At 71.7% G+C, this 16,048-nt stretch carries 21 protein-coding genes and 3 tRNA genes; 20 read left to right on the top strand and 4 right to left on the bottom strand.

Going from position 1 to position 16,048, the window contains the following annotated elements; translation table 11 throughout:
* The first annotated feature begins 34 nt into the window (after positions 1 to 34).
* The 5 genes from CNX65_RS32635 to CNX65_RS32615 all read left to right on the top strand — a co-directional run bounded on the left by CNX65_RS32635 (position 35) and on the right by CNX65_RS32615 (position 1,625).
* Positions 35 to 110 (top strand) — tRNA-Thr (locus CNX65_RS32635).
* A gap of 44 nt (positions 111 to 154) precedes the next feature.
* Positions 155 to 227: transfer RNA gene (locus CNX65_RS32630), tRNA-Met, on the top strand.
* A 297-nt stretch (positions 228 to 524) separates the two neighbouring features.
* Positions 525 to 689, top strand: a complete 165-nt coding sequence (rpmG, locus tag CNX65_RS32625) for a 50S ribosomal protein L33 (RefSeq protein WP_015805323.1) — start codon at positions 525 to 527, stop codon at positions 687 to 689.
* A 73-nt stretch (positions 690 to 762) separates the two neighbouring features.
* Positions 763 to 1,209 carry an FAS1-like dehydratase domain-containing protein gene (locus CNX65_RS32620; RefSeq protein ID WP_096497152.1) on the top strand — a complete coding sequence of 149 codons (447 nt, stop codon included), beginning with the start codon at positions 763 to 765 and terminating at the stop codon, positions 1,207 to 1,209.
* Complete coding sequence (locus CNX65_RS32615) at positions 1,206 to 1,625, top strand: MaoC family dehydratase (protein ID WP_015805321.1); 420 nt, start codon at positions 1,206 to 1,208, stop codon at positions 1,623 to 1,625. Before CNX65_RS32620 ends, CNX65_RS32615 begins: the two co-directional genes overlap by 4 nt.
* Positions 1,626 to 1,689: 64 nt before the next feature.
* Here the strand turns inward: CNX65_RS32615 and CNX65_RS32610 are convergent, their stop codons facing one another.
* The 3 genes from CNX65_RS32610 to CNX65_RS32600 form a co-directional block, all read right to left on the bottom strand.
* Positions 1,690 to 2,088: a hypothetical protein gene (locus CNX65_RS32610; protein WP_096497151.1), complete on the bottom strand. Its 399-nt coding sequence runs from the start codon at positions 2,086 to 2,088 to the stop codon at positions 1,690 to 1,692.
* 112 nt (positions 2,089 to 2,200) lie between these two features.
* Positions 2,201 to 2,812: an MmpS family transport accessory protein gene (locus CNX65_RS32605; RefSeq protein ID WP_096497150.1), complete on the bottom strand. Its 612-nt coding sequence runs from the start codon at positions 2,810 to 2,812 to the stop codon at positions 2,201 to 2,203.
* Positions 2,813 to 3,052: 240 nt separating this feature from the next.
* Positions 3,053 to 4,294 (bottom strand): pyridoxal phosphate-dependent aminotransferase, encoded by a 1,242-nt coding sequence (locus CNX65_RS32600; RefSeq protein WP_096497149.1) that lies wholly within the window; start codon positions 4,292 to 4,294, stop codon positions 3,053 to 3,055.
* Positions 4,295 to 4,485: 191 nt separating this feature from the next.
* On the opposite strand from CNX65_RS32600, the gene CNX65_RS32595 reads away from it, so the two are divergent.
* The 5 genes from CNX65_RS32595 to rplA all read left to right on the top strand — a co-directional run bounded on the left by CNX65_RS32595 (position 4,486) and on the right by rplA (position 7,258).
* Positions 4,486 to 4,558 (top strand) — tRNA-Trp (locus CNX65_RS32595).
* Positions 4,559 to 4,589: 31 nt separating this feature from the next.
* Entirely contained in the window at positions 4,590 to 5,000 is a 411-nt protein-coding gene (gene secE / locus CNX65_RS32590) for a preprotein translocase subunit SecE (protein WP_096497148.1), read from the top strand.
* Between the two features lie 85 nt (positions 5,001 to 5,085).
* On the top strand, positions 5,086 to 5,904 hold the full coding sequence (nusG, locus tag CNX65_RS32585) for a transcription termination/antitermination protein NusG (RefSeq protein WP_096497147.1): 819 nt from the start codon (positions 5,086 to 5,088) through the stop codon (positions 5,902 to 5,904).
* Between the two features lie 108 nt (positions 5,905 to 6,012).
* The gene (gene rplK / locus CNX65_RS32580; RefSeq protein WP_015805315.1) at positions 6,013 to 6,447 is read left to right on the top strand and encodes a 50S ribosomal protein L11; all 435 of its coding nucleotides are present in this window, start codon (positions 6,013 to 6,015) and stop codon (positions 6,445 to 6,447) included.
* A 94-nt stretch (positions 6,448 to 6,541) separates the two neighbouring features.
* A complete protein-coding gene (rplA, locus tag CNX65_RS32575) occupies positions 6,542 to 7,258 on the top strand; it encodes a 50S ribosomal protein L1 (RefSeq protein ID WP_096497146.1) in 717 nt (238 codons plus the stop codon).
* A gap of 78 nt (positions 7,259 to 7,336) precedes the next feature.
* On the opposite strand, the gene CNX65_RS32570 is transcribed toward rplA, so the two are convergent.
* Positions 7,337 to 8,272, bottom strand: a complete 936-nt coding sequence (locus tag CNX65_RS32570) for a hypothetical protein (protein ID WP_157767938.1) — start codon at positions 8,270 to 8,272, stop codon at positions 7,337 to 7,339.
* Positions 8,273 to 8,546: 274 nt separating this feature from the next.
* Here CNX65_RS32570 and rplJ point away from each other — a divergent pair, with 274 nt between their 5' ends.
* The 10 genes from rplJ (at position 8,547) to CNX65_RS32525 (ending at position 16,017) form a co-directional block, all read left to right on the top strand.
* Positions 8,547 to 9,101: a 50S ribosomal protein L10 gene (gene rplJ, locus CNX65_RS32565; RefSeq protein ID WP_015805312.1), complete on the top strand. Its 555-nt coding sequence runs from the start codon at positions 8,547 to 8,549 to the stop codon at positions 9,099 to 9,101.
* A 62-nt stretch (positions 9,102 to 9,163) separates the two neighbouring features.
* Positions 9,164 to 9,550 carry a 50S ribosomal protein L7/L12 gene (gene rplL / locus CNX65_RS32560; RefSeq protein ID WP_096497144.1) on the top strand — a complete coding sequence of 129 codons (387 nt, stop codon included), beginning with the start codon at positions 9,164 to 9,166 and terminating at the stop codon, positions 9,548 to 9,550.
* 190 nt (positions 9,551 to 9,740) lie between these two features.
* The gene (locus tag CNX65_RS32555; RefSeq protein ID WP_096497143.1) at positions 9,741 to 10,838 is read left to right on the top strand and encodes an ABC transporter ATP-binding protein; all 1,098 of its coding nucleotides are present in this window, start codon (positions 9,741 to 9,743) and stop codon (positions 10,836 to 10,838) included.
* Entirely contained in the window at positions 10,835 to 11,617 is a 783-nt protein-coding gene (locus CNX65_RS32550; protein ID WP_096497142.1) for an MlaE family ABC transporter permease, read from the top strand. Before CNX65_RS32555 ends, CNX65_RS32550 begins: the two co-directional genes overlap by 4 nt.
* Before the next feature lies 1 nt (position 11,618).
* A complete protein-coding gene (locus CNX65_RS32545) occupies positions 11,619 to 12,458 on the top strand; it encodes an MlaE family ABC transporter permease (protein WP_096497141.1) in 840 nt (279 codons plus the stop codon).
* Positions 12,455 to 12,604 (top strand): hypothetical protein, encoded by a 150-nt coding sequence (locus tag CNX65_RS35875; RefSeq protein ID WP_157767937.1) that lies wholly within the window; start codon positions 12,455 to 12,457, stop codon positions 12,602 to 12,604. Before CNX65_RS32545 ends, CNX65_RS35875 begins: the two co-directional genes overlap by 4 nt.
* Positions 12,601 to 12,846, top strand: a complete 246-nt coding sequence (locus tag CNX65_RS32540; RefSeq protein ID WP_096497140.1) for a hypothetical protein — start codon at positions 12,601 to 12,603, stop codon at positions 12,844 to 12,846. The genes CNX65_RS35875 and CNX65_RS32540 overlap by 4 nt, the downstream gene beginning before the upstream one ends.
* Positions 12,843 to 13,634, top strand: a complete 792-nt coding sequence (locus CNX65_RS36520; protein WP_198320577.1) for an MlaD family protein — start codon at positions 12,843 to 12,845, stop codon at positions 13,632 to 13,634. The genes CNX65_RS32540 and CNX65_RS36520 overlap by 4 nt, the downstream gene beginning before the upstream one ends.
* A gap of 45 nt (positions 13,635 to 13,679) precedes the next feature.
* Positions 13,680 to 14,591 carry a hypothetical protein gene (locus tag CNX65_RS37585; RefSeq protein WP_218182304.1) on the top strand — a complete coding sequence of 304 codons (912 nt, stop codon included), beginning with the start codon at positions 13,680 to 13,682 and terminating at the stop codon, positions 14,589 to 14,591.
* A gap of 16 nt (positions 14,592 to 14,607) precedes the next feature.
* Positions 14,608 to 16,017 (top strand): hypothetical protein, encoded by a 1,410-nt coding sequence (locus CNX65_RS32525; RefSeq protein WP_157767936.1) that lies wholly within the window; start codon positions 14,608 to 14,610, stop codon positions 16,015 to 16,017.
* The last annotated feature ends 31 nt before the right edge of the window (positions 16,018 to 16,048 follow it).

The raw sequence follows: 16,048 nt of genomic DNA, 5'->3' as shown, positions 1-16,048 counted from the left end.
AGAGAGCGAAGCGAGATCGCACGAAGAGCGGCAAGCCCCTTTAGCTCAGTCGGCAGAGCGTCTCCATGGTAAGGAGAAGGTCTACGGTTCGATTCCGTAAAGGGGCTCCACGACTCGGCCGCGGTGCATGAGCATCGCGGCCCGCGTCGTGTAAAGCGGTGTAGCTCAGTTGGTAGAGCAAGCGGCTCATAATCGCTGTGTCGCCGGTTCAAGTCCGGCCACCGCTACGCGAATGGGTGAACTGTGCCTGCGGAGAGCGCAGGCATGTTCGCTCCGCATCACACCGGGGGCGCGGCCCCCGGACCCCGCCCAGGAGGGCTTTGCCCCCTGGACCCCCTTTCGGGGGTCCGGTAGGTGGGGTCGTTCCTTTTTGGGGGATTTGGGCCAGAACAGTATTTGTTCTGGCCCTTGTGGTGTGTTTGCTCCTTTGCAGAGAAGGTTTCTCTGTGGCCCCGCTGGAGTGGTAAGCCCGCTTCAGGTGCCTTCGGGTTTCGGGATCGTGTGCTCTGAGAAAGGCGAGGACCGTGGCTGCTACCGACGTTCGGCCGAAGATCACTCTTGCGTGTGAGGAGTGCAAGCACCGCAACTACATCACCAGGAAGAACCGGCGCAACGACCCGGACCGCCTGGAGATCAAGAAGTTCTGCCCGAACTGCAAGACGCACAAGGCGCACAAGGAAACCCGCTGAGGTTTTTCTCGTAGCGACGCGAGGCCCGTCCCGGCTGGTTCCGGGGCGGGCCTCGTCGCGTAACCTGCGTCTCGTGCCACTCGACGCTTCGTTCATCGGACGGTCCTACCCGCCCACGCCGCCCTACGAGGTCGGGCGGGAGAAGATCCGGGAGTTCGCCGACGCGGTCGGGGCCACCAGCGCGGTGCACCGGGACGCGGACGCCGCGCGCGCGGCCGGGCACCCCGACGTCATCGCGCCCCCCACGTTCGCGATCCTGGTCTCGATGAGCGCCAACTCGCAGCTCGTCGAGGACCCCGAGCTCGGGCTCGACTACACCCGCGTGGTGCACGGCGACCAGGCGTTCAGCCACCACCGGCCCATCGTCGCCGGGGACGTGCTCAGCGTGGCGCTGACCGTCGACAACATCACCTCGCGCATGGGCAACGACATGCTCTCGCTGCGCGCGGAGATCACCGACCAGCACGGCGCCGCCGTCACCACCGCCAGGTCCACGCTCGTCGTCAGGGGGGAATCGTGATCACCGCGGCCGAGGTGAGCGTCGGCGACGAGCTGCCGCCCATCACCCTGCGCATCACCCGCGCCCACCTCGTCGCGTACGCGGGCGCCTCCCTGGACTTCAACCCCATCCACTGGAACCAGCGGTTCGCCGAGGGCGTCGGGCTGCCCGGCGTCATCGCCCACGGGATGCTCACCATGGGCATGGCCTGCCGCATCGTCACCGAGTGGGCGGGCGACCCGGCCGCCGTGGTCGAGTACGGCACCCGGTTCGGCAGGCCCGTGCCGGTGCCCGACGACGACGAGGGCGCCGTGGTCGAGGTGACCGCGAAGGTCACCAAGGTCCTGGAGGACGGGACCTTCAAGGTGAACATCAACGCCAGCCACGACGGCAAGTCCGTCCTCGGCGGGGCCTCCGCCCGCGTCCGCCTCCCGTAGCGCGGGAACGGCGTCCAGCGCGGCGCTGAGGGGCCGCAGAGGGCCGTCGAGGGCCGCCGAAGGGCTAGAAACCGCCGCAGAACGCGCTGGAGCCGGGGCCCGAGGCGGACGCCGAGCGGCGCTCGACGCCGTCCACGCTCACCTGGCAGCCCACCTCGCCGCCCTGCTCGCCGATCGTCACGGTGAGCACGCCGCGCGCGTCGCCCGGCGCGGTCACCTCGCGGCGCCAGGGCAGCGAGGACAGCTCCTCCTGGCCGGTGGACACGCCGCCGTCGTCGAACGTCGAGTACACGACGGTGGCGTGCCCGGCCTCGCCCGTCACCTCGTAGACCACGGTCGCCGACCTCGGAGCGGACGGGCCGTTCACCAGCACCGCGCCCACCAGCGCGCCGAGCAGCAGCAGCGACGCGGCGGACACCACCAGCCACCGCCGCGACCGCTCCACCTCCCGCGCGGAACCCATGCCCAGCCCCTTTGTCGATGCGGACGCTCCGCAGAGGGCATCGGGAGCGGTGCGGACCCGTTAGCGGTCTACCCCCGAACGTGTGACCCCTGACCACGTCTCCCGGACGGGGTCAGAACCCGGAGCAGGAGGCGACGGCGAACGGGCCGGACGCGGTGGAGGTCTTCTGCTCCTGGCCGTCGACGGTCACCTTGCAGGTCACCGAGCCGCCCTCGGCTCCCGTGCTCACGGTCAGCGAGCCGCCGCTGAACAGGCCCGTGGTCTTCAGCTCCTTCGTCCACGGCAGGGTCGTCACGTCCTCGCTGCTGTTCTGCATGTTGCCGTCGCCGAAGGTCGAGTAGCTCACCGAGACGGACGGGGCCTCGCCGGTCACCTCGTAGACCACGGTGACCTCCTTCTTGGACTGCTCGTCGACCTCGTTCACCGCCGCGCCGAAGACGGCGGCCCAGAGGATGCACACGATCAGCCCCAGCGCCGACAGGATGGTGCCGCTGATGGCCAGGCCCTTGCTGTTGGCCGGGTTCTTCTTCAGCTTGGAGATGGCGACCAGGCCGAGGACCAGGCCGACGATGACCATGGGCCAGGCGATGACGCCGATGAACGGGATGAAGCTGAGCAGCAGGCCCACGAGCCCCAGGACGAGGCTGCCGGTCGCCATGCCGTTCTGCGCGGGCTGCGGGTGGCCCTGCGGCGCGTACTGGGTGGGCTGCTGGGGGTAGGACATCGGTGACTCCCGTGGTGCGGTGGCTCTCGGCGAGCCGGACGACGGATTAGTCGTGATCGCCGAGAGTTCGTTAACAGCCGAAGCCTCGATAGGGCATTTAGACCCCATCGGAGGGGGCGTTCGGCCGGGTTTCACCGTGAAACACCACTTTTTTCACCCTTTCGGGTTCCCCTTTTTAGGGGGTAAAACCCCGAAGGCGGCCCCCGGTCGGGGGCCGCCTTCGGGGTGGGGTTCGGTGAGCTACTTCACCTCGGCGAGCAGCTTCGCCATGCGGTCGAGGCCGGTCTTGAGGTCCTCGTCGCCGAGCGCGTAGGACAGGCGCAGGTAGCCGGGGGTGCCGAAGGCCTCGCCGGGGACCACGGCGACCTCGGCGTGCTCCAGGATCAGCGCGGCCAGCGTCACCGAGTCGGTGATCTCCTGGCCCCGCAGCTCCTTGCCGATCAGCGCCTTCACCGACGGGTAGACGTAGAACGCGCCGGTCGGGGTGGGGCAGTCCACGCCGGGGATCGCGGACAGCAGCTCCACGATCAGGCGACGCCTGCGGTCGAACGCGACGCGCATCGCGTGCGCGGCCTCCAGCGAGCCGGACACGGCCTCCAGCGCGGCGCGCTGTGCGACGTTCGACACGTTCGAGGACAGGTGCGACTGGAGGTTCGAGGCGGCCTTGACCACGTCGGCCGGGCCGATCAGCCAGCCGACCCGCCAGCCGGTCATCGCGTACGTCTTGGCCACGCCGTTGAGCACGATCGTGCGGTCGGCCATCTCCGGCACGGCCACCGGCAGCGAGACCGCCTCGGCGCCGTCGTAGACCAGGTGCTCGTAGATCTCGTCGCTGATCACCCACAGGCCGTTCGCGTGCGCCCACCGGCCGATCGCGGTGATGGCCTCGCGGCTGTAGACCGAGCCGGTCGGGTTGGACGGCGAGCACAGCAGCAGCACCTTCGTGCGCGGCGTGCGGGCCGCCTCCAACTGCTCGACGGTCACCAGGTAGTCGGTGGTCTCGTCCGCCGTGACCTGCACCGGGACGCCGCCCGCGAGGGTGATGGCCTCGGGGTAGGTGGTCCAGTACGGCGCGGGCAGCAGCACCTCGTCACCGGGGTCGACGATGGTCGCGAACGCCTGGTAGACGGCCTGCTTGCCGCCGTTGGTGATCAGCACCTGGCTCGCGGCCACCTCGTAGCCGGAGTCGCGCCGGGTCTTCGCGGCGACGGCCTCGCGCAGCTCGGGCAGGCCCGCGGCCGGGGTGTAGCGGTGGTTGCGCGGATCGGCGCACGCGGCCTGGGCGGCGGCCACGACCGCCTCCGGCGTCGGGAAGTCGGGCTCGCCCGCCCCGAACCCGATCACCGGTCGCCCCGCCGCCTTGAGCGCCTTCGCCTTCGCGTCGACCGCCAGCGTGGCGGACTCGGCGATGCCCCCGATCCGCCGGGAGATCCGGGGGAGCGCGGGGGCGGTGGGCGCGGGGGTCGTCTCAGGCTCAGCCATGGCGCCAATCGTGGCAGACGCGCCCCCGATACCCGCGTCCGCACCCCCGCTGACCGGGCAAGTTGGAAGATCGGCGGGGTTGTGCAGTATGCTTCCGGTCTTGGAACGCCCCATCACACCTCACAGGGTCTCCACAAGAGCTTGTGAGGGGGGTGCAAGGCGTCTCCCGCCAGGGGTCCGCGAGGGCCCAAAGGGGTGTAGCTCAACTGGCAGAGCAGCGGTCTCCAAAACCGCAGGTTGCAGGTTCAAGTCCTGTCGCCCCTGCGTCGAAACGCGATGGTGAGCGGAGGACGGCATGAGCGAGGGCCGCGAGCAGGGCCAGCCGGAAAAGCGCGACGACGCGTCCCGGCCGGTCACCGCCGCCGCGCGCCGCGAGCGCCGTGGCACCGCGCGTCCGGCGTCCCGAAAGGACGCCGGGCGCTCCGCGGAGCCGAAGTCCGACAAGGTGGACTCCACCTCGGACTCCGCGAAGAAGGGCAAGCCGACCCGTTCCCGCGAGGGCAAGGAGAAGCGGCCGAACATCTTCGCGCGCTTCTTCCGCTACATCCGCGAGGTGGTCGGCGAGCTCCGGAAGGTGATCTGGCCGACCCGCAAGCAGATGGTCACCTACACCTCGGTCGTGCTGGTCTTCGTGGCCTTCATGACGGCGCTGGTCTTCGGTCTGGACATCGCCTTCGCCGAGGGCGTGTTCTGGCTGTTCGGCTGACGCCGGCTCGCCCGGTCCGCCCCGCAGACGTCGCGGGGCTGTGACAGGCTGGGCACGTGATGCACGAAAGGAAGCGAGACCAACAGTGACCTCCGAGAACGGCGCGAGCGCCCAGGAGCTGACCGACCTGACCGACGAGCGGGACCCCGGCACCGGGGAGGACCGCGTCGAGGTCGAGGCTGAGGCGTCGTCGGAGGACACCACCGAGGTCTCCGCCGAGGACAACGCCGACGCCGCCGACACCGCCGACGGTGATGTCGACGTCGTCGAGCTCGACAGCACCCCGATCGACGCCGAGCCCGCCGACCCCGCCGCCGAGATGCGCGAGGCCCTGCGCCGCGCGCCCGGCGACTGGTACGTCGTGCACTCGTACGCCGGTTACGAGAACAAGGTCAAGACCAACCTCGAGACGCGCATCCAGACGCTCGACATGGAGGACTACATCTTCCAGGTCGAGGTGCCGACCGAGGAAGTCACCGAGATCAAGAACGGCCAGCGCAAGCAGGTGCAGCGCAAGGTGCTGCCCGGCTACATCCTGGTCCGCATGGAGCTGAACGACGGTTCCTGGAGCGCGGTGCGCAACACGCCCGGTGTCACCGGGTTCGTGGGCGCGACCTCCAAGCCGTCGCCGCTGACCGTCGACGAGGTGCTGAAGTTCCTGCTCCCCCAGGGCAAGCAGGAGCCCGCCGCGGGCAAGAAGGCCGCGACCACCCCGGTCAAGTCGACCGTCGAGGTGGACTTCGAGGTGGGCGAGTCGGTCACCGTCATGGACGGCCCGTTCGCGACGCTGCCCGCCACCATCAGCGAGGTCAACGCGGACGGCCAGAAGCTCAAGGTCCTCGTGTCGATCTTCGGTCGCGAGACGCCGGTCGAGCTGTCGTTCAGCCAGGTCTCCAAGATCTGATCCGCCTCCCTCCCCCCGGTCTGAGCCGGGGGGACCCCAGGGGGAGCGGGCAGCCACGCTGCGGCTGGCAGGGCCGCGCGCGGACACCGCAATAGAGGAAGCACTGAGATGCCACCCAAGAAGAAGAAGCTCGCAGCGGTCATCAAGCTGCAGATCAAGGCCGGCGCCGCGAACCCGGCCCCGCCGGTCGGCCCCGCGCTGGGCCAGCACGGCGTCAACATCATGGAGTTCTGCAAGCAGTACAACGCGGCCACCGAGTCGCAGCGCGGAACCGTGGTGCCGGTCGAGATCTCGGTCTACGAGGACCGGTCGTTCGACTTCAAGCTCAAGACCCCGCCCGCCGCGAAGCTGATCCTCAAGGCCGCCGGCGTGGAGAAGGGCTCGGGCGAGCCGCACCGCCTCAAGGTCGCCAAGGTGACCATGGAGCAGGTGCGCGAGATCGCGCAGACCAAGATGGTCGACCTGAACGCGAACGACGTCGACCAGGCCGCGAAGATCATCGCCGGTACCGCCCGCTCCATGGGCATCACGGTCGAGGGCTGACCCTCCTCCGCGCCCCGTTCGCGGGGCACCCCGACAGCGTGGGAGGGCCCAGCGCGGCCCGGACCACTACTGATCCACTCAGAAGGACAGAAGCATGAAGCGCAGCAAGGCGTACAAGAACGCCGCCGAGCTGGTGGACCGGGAGCGGCTGTACTCGCCGCTGGAGGCCGCCAAGCTCGCCAAGGAGACCTCCAAGGTGAAGCTGGACGCGACCGTCGAGGTCGCCATCCGGCTGGGCGTCGACCCCCGCAAGGCCGACCAGATGGTCCGCGGCACCGTGAACCTGCCGCACGGTACGGGCAAGACCGCCCGCGTGATCGTCTTCGCCACGGGTGACAAGGCCGCCGAGGCCGAGGCCGCCGGTGCCGACGCGGTCGGCAGCGACGAGCTGATCGCCCGCATCCAGGGCGGCTGGCTGGACTTCGACGCCGCGATCGCGACGCCGGACCAGATGGCCAAGGTCGGCCGCATCGCCCGCATCCTCGGCCCGCGCGGCCTGATGCCGAACCCGAAGACCGGCACCGTGACCCCCGAGGTCACCAAGGCCGTGACGGACATCAAGGGCGGTAAGATCAACTTCCGCGTCGACAAGCAGGCGAACCTGCACCTCGTCATCGGCAAGGTGTCGTTCGACCCGGAGAAGCTGGTCGAGAACTACGCCGCCGCGCTGGACGAGATCCTGCGTGCCAAGCCCTCCGCCGCGAAGGGCCGGTACGTCAAGAAGGTGACCGTCTCGACGACGATGGGCCCCGGCATCCCCGTGGACCCGAACCGCACGCGCAACCTGCTCTCGGACGAGGCCACCGTCTGACGGTCCCGCACCCGAGCTCACGCCGAACCCCCGGTCAGCAGACCGGGGGTTCGGCGTTTTTCCAGCTCTTTCGCAGCACTAGGGCTGGGTGCAGGTCTCCTGCTCGTAGGCCGAGATCATCCACTTCTCGTTGCTCTGCCGGGTCACGGTGAACTTCCCCAGCCTCGGCCCGCCGGACACGACGGCCTCGCAGGAGCTGATCACCACGACGTCGGTCGTCGGCGTCTTGTACAGCTCGCTGGAGAACGAGACGCCGCTGTAGTTCGTCACGTGCGTGACCTGCGGCTTGAGCGCGGCGAACGCCTCCTCGCAGGTGCCAGCGCCGAAGGCCGAGGCGAACCCGTCCCTGGCGGAGTCCTCGCTGAACAGCACCTTGCACGCCCGAACCCGGCCGGAGCCCACGTCGCCGTACAGCTTCGCGATCGTCTTCACCGGCGTGTCCGGCGCCATCTCCACGGCCTCGCCGGTCGGGCCGCCCGCGGTCTGCGCGCGGTCACCGGGCTGCTCGCCGCCGAAGTACTGGTCGTAGAAGTACTGGAGCACCAGGAGCAGCACGCCCAGGGTGACCAGCCTGCGGACCAGCCTGCTCGCGAGCACGTGCTGCCACCACGGCTTGCCCTTGTGCACGGCGGGCGCGGGCGGCGGGTACGGCTGCTGGTGCGGCGCGGGATAACCGGGAGCGGGGTAGCCGGGGGCGGGGGGACCGGGCGCCGGGTAGCCGGGCGCGGGGTGCCCGCCGTGCGCCTGGCCCGGCTGCGGGCCGCCGGGCGGGAACTGCGGGGCCGCCTGCTGCGGGGCGCCGCCTGCGAGCCGGGGGTCGGTCACCGGGCCCCGGTCCACCGCGCTGCCCTCGACCACCTGCGGCAGGTTCCCGGAGTCCGCGCCGCCGGGCGGGAGCGCGCCCTGCTGCCGCTGCGCCTCCTGGAAGCGCTCGAACTCCTGGAACCGCTGGAACTCCTGGAACCGGCGGAGCTGCTCAGGGTCGAGGTCAGGGGGGCGCTGCTCGTCCGTCACGCCCGTCATCATCCCGGATTTGGTCCAGCGGGGAAGCGTCGGTTACGCTTGCCGAGTTCCACCCAAGACCGCTGGTCTCATCGCGCCCTCTCGGGCGTGAGGACGAAGGTCCCGCTGGTACAGCGGGCGACCCGCGCAGGAGGACGAGGTAAGGCCTGGTCGCGGTTCGCCGTGATCCGTCCGCCCTTGTGCTGTTGCGCAGGGGCGTTTTTTTGTGCCCAGAACGCGGACCTCTCGGCTGATCGGCGTCACCAAGCCCAGAGAGGAGGCGATCATGGCGAAGCCCAGCAAGGTTTCGGCCGTCGCCGAGCTGTCGGACAAGTTCCGCGGTAGCTCGGCCGCTGTCGTCACCGAGTACCGTGGCCTCTCCATGGCGCAGCTCACCACGCTGCGTCGCGCTCTCGGCGCGGGCACCACTTACACCGTTGCGAAGAACACGCTGGTCAAGCGTGCCGCGGAGGACGCGGGCGTCGAGGGCCTCGAGGCCCTGCTCGTCGGCCCGACCGCGATCGCGTTCGTCGAGGGCGAGCCGGTCGACGCGGCGAAGGCCCTGCGCGACTTCGCGAAGGACAACAAGGCCCTGGTCATCAAGGGCGGCTACATGGATGGCCGCCCCCTCTCGGTTGACGAGGTCACCGCTATCGCGGACCTCGAGAGCCGTGAGGTGCTGCTCGCCAAGCTGGCGGGCGCGATGAAGGGCAACCTGGCCAAGGCCGCGGGTCTGTTCAACGCCCCCGCCTCCCAGGTCGCTCGCCTGGCCGCCGCTCTGGTGGAGAAGAAGCAGGCCGACGCGCCTGCCGACGCTCCTGCCGAGCCCGCCGAGAGCTGATCACACCAACCAGACTCCGCGTCCGGCCGCAGTTCGGGCGTTGAACAGAAAGGACCGCCATCATGGCGAAGCTCAGCACCGACGAGCTGCTCGACGCGTTCAAGGAGATGACCCTCCTGGAGCTGTCGGCCTTCGTGAAGCAGTTCGAGGAGACCTTCGAGGTCACCGCCGCTGCTCCGGTCGCCGTGGCCGCCCCGGCCGCCGGTGGCGCCGCTGCCCCCGCCGAGGAGGAGAAGGACGAGTTCACCGTCGTCCTCGAGTCCGCCGGTGACAAGAAGATCCAGGTCATCAAGGTCGTCCGCGAGGTCGTCTCGGGCCTGGGCCTGAAGGAGGCCAAGGAGCTGGTTGAGGCCGCTCCGAAGCCGCTCCTCGAGAGCGTGGCGAAGGACGTCGCCGACGCCGCCAAGGAGAAGCTCGAGGCCGCCGGCGCCAAGATCTCGCTCAAGTGATCTGACGCTTCAGCGCTTCAAGAGCGGGTCCCCCATTCGGGGGGCCCGCTCTTTTTTGTTGCCCTTCCGTTACTGACGTTCCCCCGACCGAGGAGTAACCCCTTAGGGAGCGCCTCGTTGCACTGTGAAGACGCCCACGTGATGGGTGTCACGACGGCGCGGCCAACGACGGCGGCGACGGGGAGGTGGGATGGGCGTCGAAGTGGTGGTCGACGGCCTCACGAAGTCCTTCGGCGGGCAGAACATCTGGCGGGACGTGACGCTGACCGTGCCCGCGGGCGAGGTCAGCGTGCTGCTGGGACCGTCCGGGACCGGCAAGTCCGTGTTCCTCAAGTCGCTGGTCGGGCTCCTCAAGCCCGAGCGCGGCAGCATCACGGTCAACGGAACCGACCTGGTCCGCTGCTCCGAGCGGGAGCTGTACGAGATCCGCAAGCTGTTCGGCGTGCTGTTCCAGGACGGCGCCCTGTTCGGCTCGATGACCCTCTTCGACAACGTGGCGTTCCCGCTGCGCGAGCACACCCGCGAGTCCGAGACCGGGATCAGGCGGATCGTGCTGGAGAAGATGGAGATGGTCGGGCTCGTCGGAGCCGAGCGGAAGCTGCCCGGCGAGATCTCCGGCGGGATGCGCAAGCGGGCCGGGCTGGCGCGGGCCCTCGTGCTCGACCCGGAGATCATCCTGTGCGACGAGCCGGACTCCGGGCTCGACCCGGTGCGCACCGCCTACCTGAGCCAGCTGCTCATCGACCTGAACGCGCAGATCGACGCGACCATCCTGATCGTCACCCACAACATCACCGTCGCCCGCACCGTCCCGGACAACCTGGGGATGCTCTTCCGCCGGGAGCTGGTCGTGTTCGGACCCCGCGAGGTCCTGCTGACCAGCGAGGAACCGGTGGTGGAGCAGTTCCTCAACGGCCGCCGCAACGGGCCCATCGGCATGTCCGAGGAGAAGGACCAGGCCACCATCGCCGCCGAGCTCGCGCACCGCGCGGCCGGGCACGCGGACGGCCCACCGGACGAGGACGTGCGCGGCGTCGTGCCGCAGCTCGAACCCACGCCGGGACTGCCGCCGAGGCGGGCGGTGCGCAGGCGCAAGGACCGGGTCATGGACGTCCTGCACACCCTGCCGCCGCGCGCCAGGCAGGGCATCGTGGCCAGCCTGACCCCGCAGGAGCGGCGGCGCTACGCCGCGCTCGCGGGCGCGGGCCCGGCGAACCCGCCGACGCTGGTGGACGAGCAACCCGCCGGACCACCGGTTCCCCGCACCGGACCGGGGGACCTCGCGTGAGCACCCCTGCGTTACCCGGAGCCGGCCTGCTGCGCGAGACCGGCAGGCTGTTCGCGCTCGCGGGCCAGGTGGTCGCGGCGTCGTTCCGGCGGCCGTTCCAGGTGCGCGAGTTCGTGCAGCAGTGCTGGTTCGTCGTCAGCGTCACGGTGCTGCCGACCGCGCTGGTGTCCATCCCGTTCGGCGCGGTCATCGCCCTCCAGCTGGGCTCGCTGACCAGGCAGATCGGCGCCCAGTCGTTCACCGGCGCGGCCAGCGTGCTGGCGATCGTCCAGCAGGCCAGCCCGATCGTGACCGCGCTGCTCATCGCGGGCGCGGGCGGCAGCGCCATCTGCGCGGACCTCGGCTCCCGCAAGATCCGCGAGGAGATCGACGCCATGGAGGTGCTCGGCGTCTCGCCGGTGCACCGGCTGGTGGTGCCCAGGGTGCTGGCCGCGATGGTGGTCGCGGTGCTGCTCAACGGCATGGTCAGCGTCGTCGGCGTCATGGGCGGCTACTTCTTCAACGTCGTCCTGCAGGACGGCACGCCCGGCGCGTACCTGGCCAGCTTCTCGGCGCTCGCCCAGCTGTCCGACCTGTGGATCGGCGAGCTCAAGGCGCTGGTGTTCGGGTTCATCGCGGGCATCGTCGCCGCCTACCGGGGCCTCAACCCGGCGGGCGGCCCCAAGGGCGTCGGCGACGCGGTCAACCAGGCCGTGGTCGTCACGTTCCTGCTGCTGTTCTTCGCCAACTTCGTCCTCACCACGATCTACCTCCAGGTCGTGCCCGCGAAGGGGAGCTGACGTGGCCACGACCGGCGAGCGGGCGCGGCGCGCGGCGGGCGCCCCGCTGCGGGGGCTGGACTCCCTCGGCGACCAGCTGTGGTTCTACCTGCGCGCGCTCGCCTGGGCGCCGCGCGCGATCACCCGCTACCACCGCGAGGTGCTGCGGCTGCTCGCCGAGGTCAGCTTCGGCAGCGGCGCGCTGGCCGTCATCGGCGGCACGATCGGCGTCATGGTGGGCCTGTCGGTGTTCACCGGCACGGTCGTGGGCCTGCAGGGGTTCACCGCGCTCGACCAGATCGGCACCTCGGCGTTCGCCGGGTTCGTCTCGGCCTACTTCAACACCCGCGAGATCGCGCCGCTGGTCGCGGGCCTGGCGCTGTCGGCGACGGTCGGGTCCGGGTTCACCGCGCAGCTCGGCGCGATGCGGATCTCCGAGGAGATCGACGCGCTGGAGGTCATGGGCGTGCCGAGCCTGCCGTACCTGGTGACCACCCGGATCGTGGCCGGGTTCGCGGCGATCGTGCCGCTGTACGTGATCGGCCTGCTCACCTCGTACCTGGCCGCGCGGACCGTCACCGTGCACTTCTACGGGCAGTCGGCGGGCACCTACGACCACTACTTCACGCTGTTCCTGCCACCAGGGGACGTGCTCTGGTCGTTCGGCAAGGTCCTGGTGTTCGCGGTGGTGATCATCCTGACGCACTGCTACTACGGGTACCGGGCGTCCGGCGGACCGGCGGGCGTGGGCGTCGCGGTCGGGCGGGCGGTGCGCACCGCGATCGTCACCACGAGCCTGCTGGACTTCTTCCTCAGCCTGGCCATCTGGGGCACCACCACGACGGTGCGGATCGCCGGATGAGCCGCGACCGCCCCCTCGGGGTGGCCGCGCTGCACCGGGGCGCGTTCACCCCCACGACCACCGTGCTGCCGCACGCCGACCGGGTCGGGAACCAGCTCGCGGTGGACTCGGACGTGGAGGTCCGGGGGCTGGTGGTGGGGCGGTGATCGAGCGGGACCGGACCGCGAGGGCCGTCGAGCTGGAGCGGCTGCTCGCCGACTCGACCGGCCTCGCCGAGGCCGCGTTCTCGCTCACCGGGGAGCTGATCGAGGGCCTGGTGCAGCGGCTGCCGCACGAGCTGGAGACGCTCACCCGCACCGCCTCCTACGGGTCCTGGTCCAACTTCTTCCTGCGCGAGGCGCGCGGGCAGGTCGCCGTGCCGATCACCCGGAGCAGGTGCGGGTGGTGAGCCGGGCCAAGGGACGGGCGGAAGAGCCGGATCGGCCGAGTCGCAGCACGGGGTTGAGGTGCGGCGGGCTCGGTGGCGCGCGCGACCTCGTGCCGCAGGCGGGCGTGGAGGTGGACGACGCGCTGGTCGGGCACCGGACCGAGATCACCAGGGCGCTGACTCGGCTGGTCACCCTGCTCACCTCGCTGGACTCGCTCGCCGACGTCGACGTGGACACCGTGGGCCGCAGCCGCGCCGACCACACGAACGTCTACGCGGACCTCGCCCTGGACCTCGACCTGGACCTCGGGAGCGTCGTGGAGAACCTGTCGCGCGCGCCGGCGCTGCCGCTTCCGCTGCCCGTCCCGCCTGCGCCACCGCTGGGCCGGATCGGCTGTGGCCTTGCTGACCTGCTCGGCGGGTCCTCGGTGCGGGTGGGGCTGGCCGCCATCGGCGGCGCGTTCCCCGGTGGCGAGGTCGCTTACCGGGGTGTGGTGGTGATGTGGGTCGGGCCGATGCGGCTGACCGAGGACGGCGTCGACGCGGGCGCGCCGCCGATCCTGAGCGACCTGGAGGTGGTGGTCGCGAACCGGTCCACCGTGGGGGAGCAGTACGTGGACCTGCGCCCGCGCCGCGAGGACGGGCCGGTGCTTGCGGGAGGCGAGGCGGCTCAAGTCCTCGGACGGGGACCTGCGGCGGCTGATGGAGGTCGCGCCGAACCCCGGCGGGCCGGGCGCGCCGGGGTGGGGGAGGGGTGGAGCGGCCGGGGCGGGAGCCGACGGCGCCGGAGGACTGGGCGCCGCTGCTGATCGGGTTGGGCCAGTTGCCCGGGCTGCCGGGCTGAGGGAGGGGACGTGGCGGGAGCGCGCGAGTCGGGCCTGCGGGAGGCGGAGGAGCACCACCCTCCGGAGGCGGGGAGCGGAGAGGTGGCCGGGGGCGGGGTGCGGGACGCGGACGGGGCAGGTGTCGCGGACGCGCCGGACGCTGCTGCGGACCGGGACCCGGCCACGCCCGCAGGGGAGGCGGCGGACGCCGAGCCGGACCCCGCAGGCGGGGACGCACCGGGTGGCGACGGACCGGGCGGAAACTCGCCGGGCGGGGCCGTACCGATCGGGGAATCGCCCGGCAGTGACTCGCCGGGTGGCGACGGACCGGGCGGCGACTCACTGACCCAGGACCAGTCGGCCGAGGACACGCCGGTCGGCGACTCGCCTGACGGCGACTCGCCGGTCGCGGCTTCGCGGTCCGGGGGCGCGCGCGGGTGGGGGCGGGTGCTCCCGGTGGCGGTGGTGCTCGTGGTGCTGTCCGCCGGGTACGCGCTGTGGGCCGGGATCACCTGGTGGAGCGCGTCCACCGGTGACTCGGTGGCCTACGCGCGGGAGCGCGACGAGGTGCTCAGGGTCGGCCAGGTCGGGGTCGTCAACTTCACCACGCTCGACTTCCGGAAGGTCGACGAGGACCTGGACCGCTGGCTGGACAGCTCGACCGGCGACCTGCGCCGCGAGGTCGAGGAGGGCAGGCAGACCCGCCGCGAGCAGATCGAGGCCGCGAAGACCGTCACCACCAGCCGCGTCCTGGACGCCGCCGTGACCGAGCTCGACGCCCGCGCGGGCACCGCGGCGCTGATCGCCGTGGTGGAGACCACCGTCGCCCCGGAGGGCGGCCAACCGGTGAAGAAGATCAACCGCTACCGCACCGCCCTGACCAGGACCGACGCCGGCTGGAAGCTGGCAGCCCTCGGCCCGGTCGCGGCAGGCGGCGCGTGAGAGAGGAGCCCCGCGAATGCCACCCCAGCGCCGCCGCCCCGTCCCCACCCCGCCCAGGACCAGGCCCAGGGTGGCCGGCCTGCGCAGGCCCGGCCCACCCGCACCCCCGGAACCCCCGCCGACTCCGACCGCGGAACACCCGCACCCGCTGGCGGACCCGAGCACGACCGCGTCAGAGGGCCTGAGCACGGCCGCGCCGCAGGACACGAGCACGCCCCCGGCGCGCGGTGAGAGCCCGGACGCGCGGCGCGCGGGCACGACCCCGCCCGCAGGCCGCCCGTCCGCGCCGACCACGCGCGACGAGCGCCAGGGGGCGACCGCGCCGCAGGACGTCCGGGAGGCCGACCCGGAGGCCGGGGCGCCCGCCGAACCCGCCTCGGTGGCCGCGCCCACGCCCTCCCCGGCGTCCCCGCTCGCCGGGCCGGCCGCTGAGCGCCCCGTGGAGCCGTCGGCGGACGCCACCCGGAACGATCACGCTCCCGAGTTGATCAAGAACGATGTGGAGCCGCTCAGGCCCGGTTCCGCCGCCCCCTCGGCAACCGGGGGTGGCGCACCGGTCGCGGATGGCGGCGAACCGCCGTCCCCCTCGCGCCCGCGCGCCAAGCGCAAGCGCGGGCACCGGCTCCTGCCGACCGGCGCCACCCCCGCCCCGGCCCCCCGCGAGCGCGGCGCGGGCTCCGGGACCGCCGCCGGCCGGGCCGGCGCCGACCGGTCCAGCGCCGACCCGTCCAGCGCCGACCGGGTCAGCGCCGACCACCCCGCCGCCGACCACCCCGCCGCCGACCACCCCGCCGCCGACCGGACCCCCGCCGAGCCCTCCGCCGCCGAGCCCTCCGCCGCCCAAGGCGCCGAGACCGCCCCCGAAACCGCCCCCGCCCCACCCCGCCGCCCCTGGCTCCTCCCCACCGCCCTGGTCCTCCTCTCCGCCCTCCTCCTGGCCCTGGGCGCCTGGTTCCAGACCGCCGCCTCCCGCGTCGCCCACGACCGCGCCCTCGTCGACGCCGCCGGGACCGCCGAGGTCGGCGAACAGGTGCGGGACGCCGTCGAGCGGGCCTTCTCCTACGACTTCGCCGACGTCGGCGCCACCGAGCGCGCCGCGGCCGAGGTGCTGGTGGGCCGCGCCGAGTGCCAGTACGACGCGATCTTCGGCCAGGTCCGCGCCCTCGCCCCCGAGCAGAAGCTCGTGGTCACCGTGAAGGCCGTGACCAGCGGCGTCACCTCGCTCGACGGCGACCGCGCCACCGTCCTGCTCTTCCTCGACCAGGTCACCACCCGCACCACCGACAACCGCAGCGGCGGCGGCGTCGCGATGATGCGGGTCGGGGCGCGCAAGGAGGGCGATCGCTGGCTGGTCGACGGCATGGACCTGTTCGGCCAGGACGCGACCCAGGCGGCCGAGTTGGCCAAGTGTGCGAACGCAGGGTGAACAAGGCTGAAAACGAGTGATTCGGGTCACG

This window comes from Actinosynnema pretiosum (assembly GCF_002354875.1).
In the GTDB taxonomy this organism is placed as follows: domain Bacteria; phylum Actinomycetota; class Actinomycetes; order Mycobacteriales; family Pseudonocardiaceae; genus Actinosynnema; species Actinosynnema auranticum.
The sequence above is the reverse complement of the archived record's forward strand: the minus strand, read 5'-3'. Positions and strand labels throughout refer to the sequence as shown.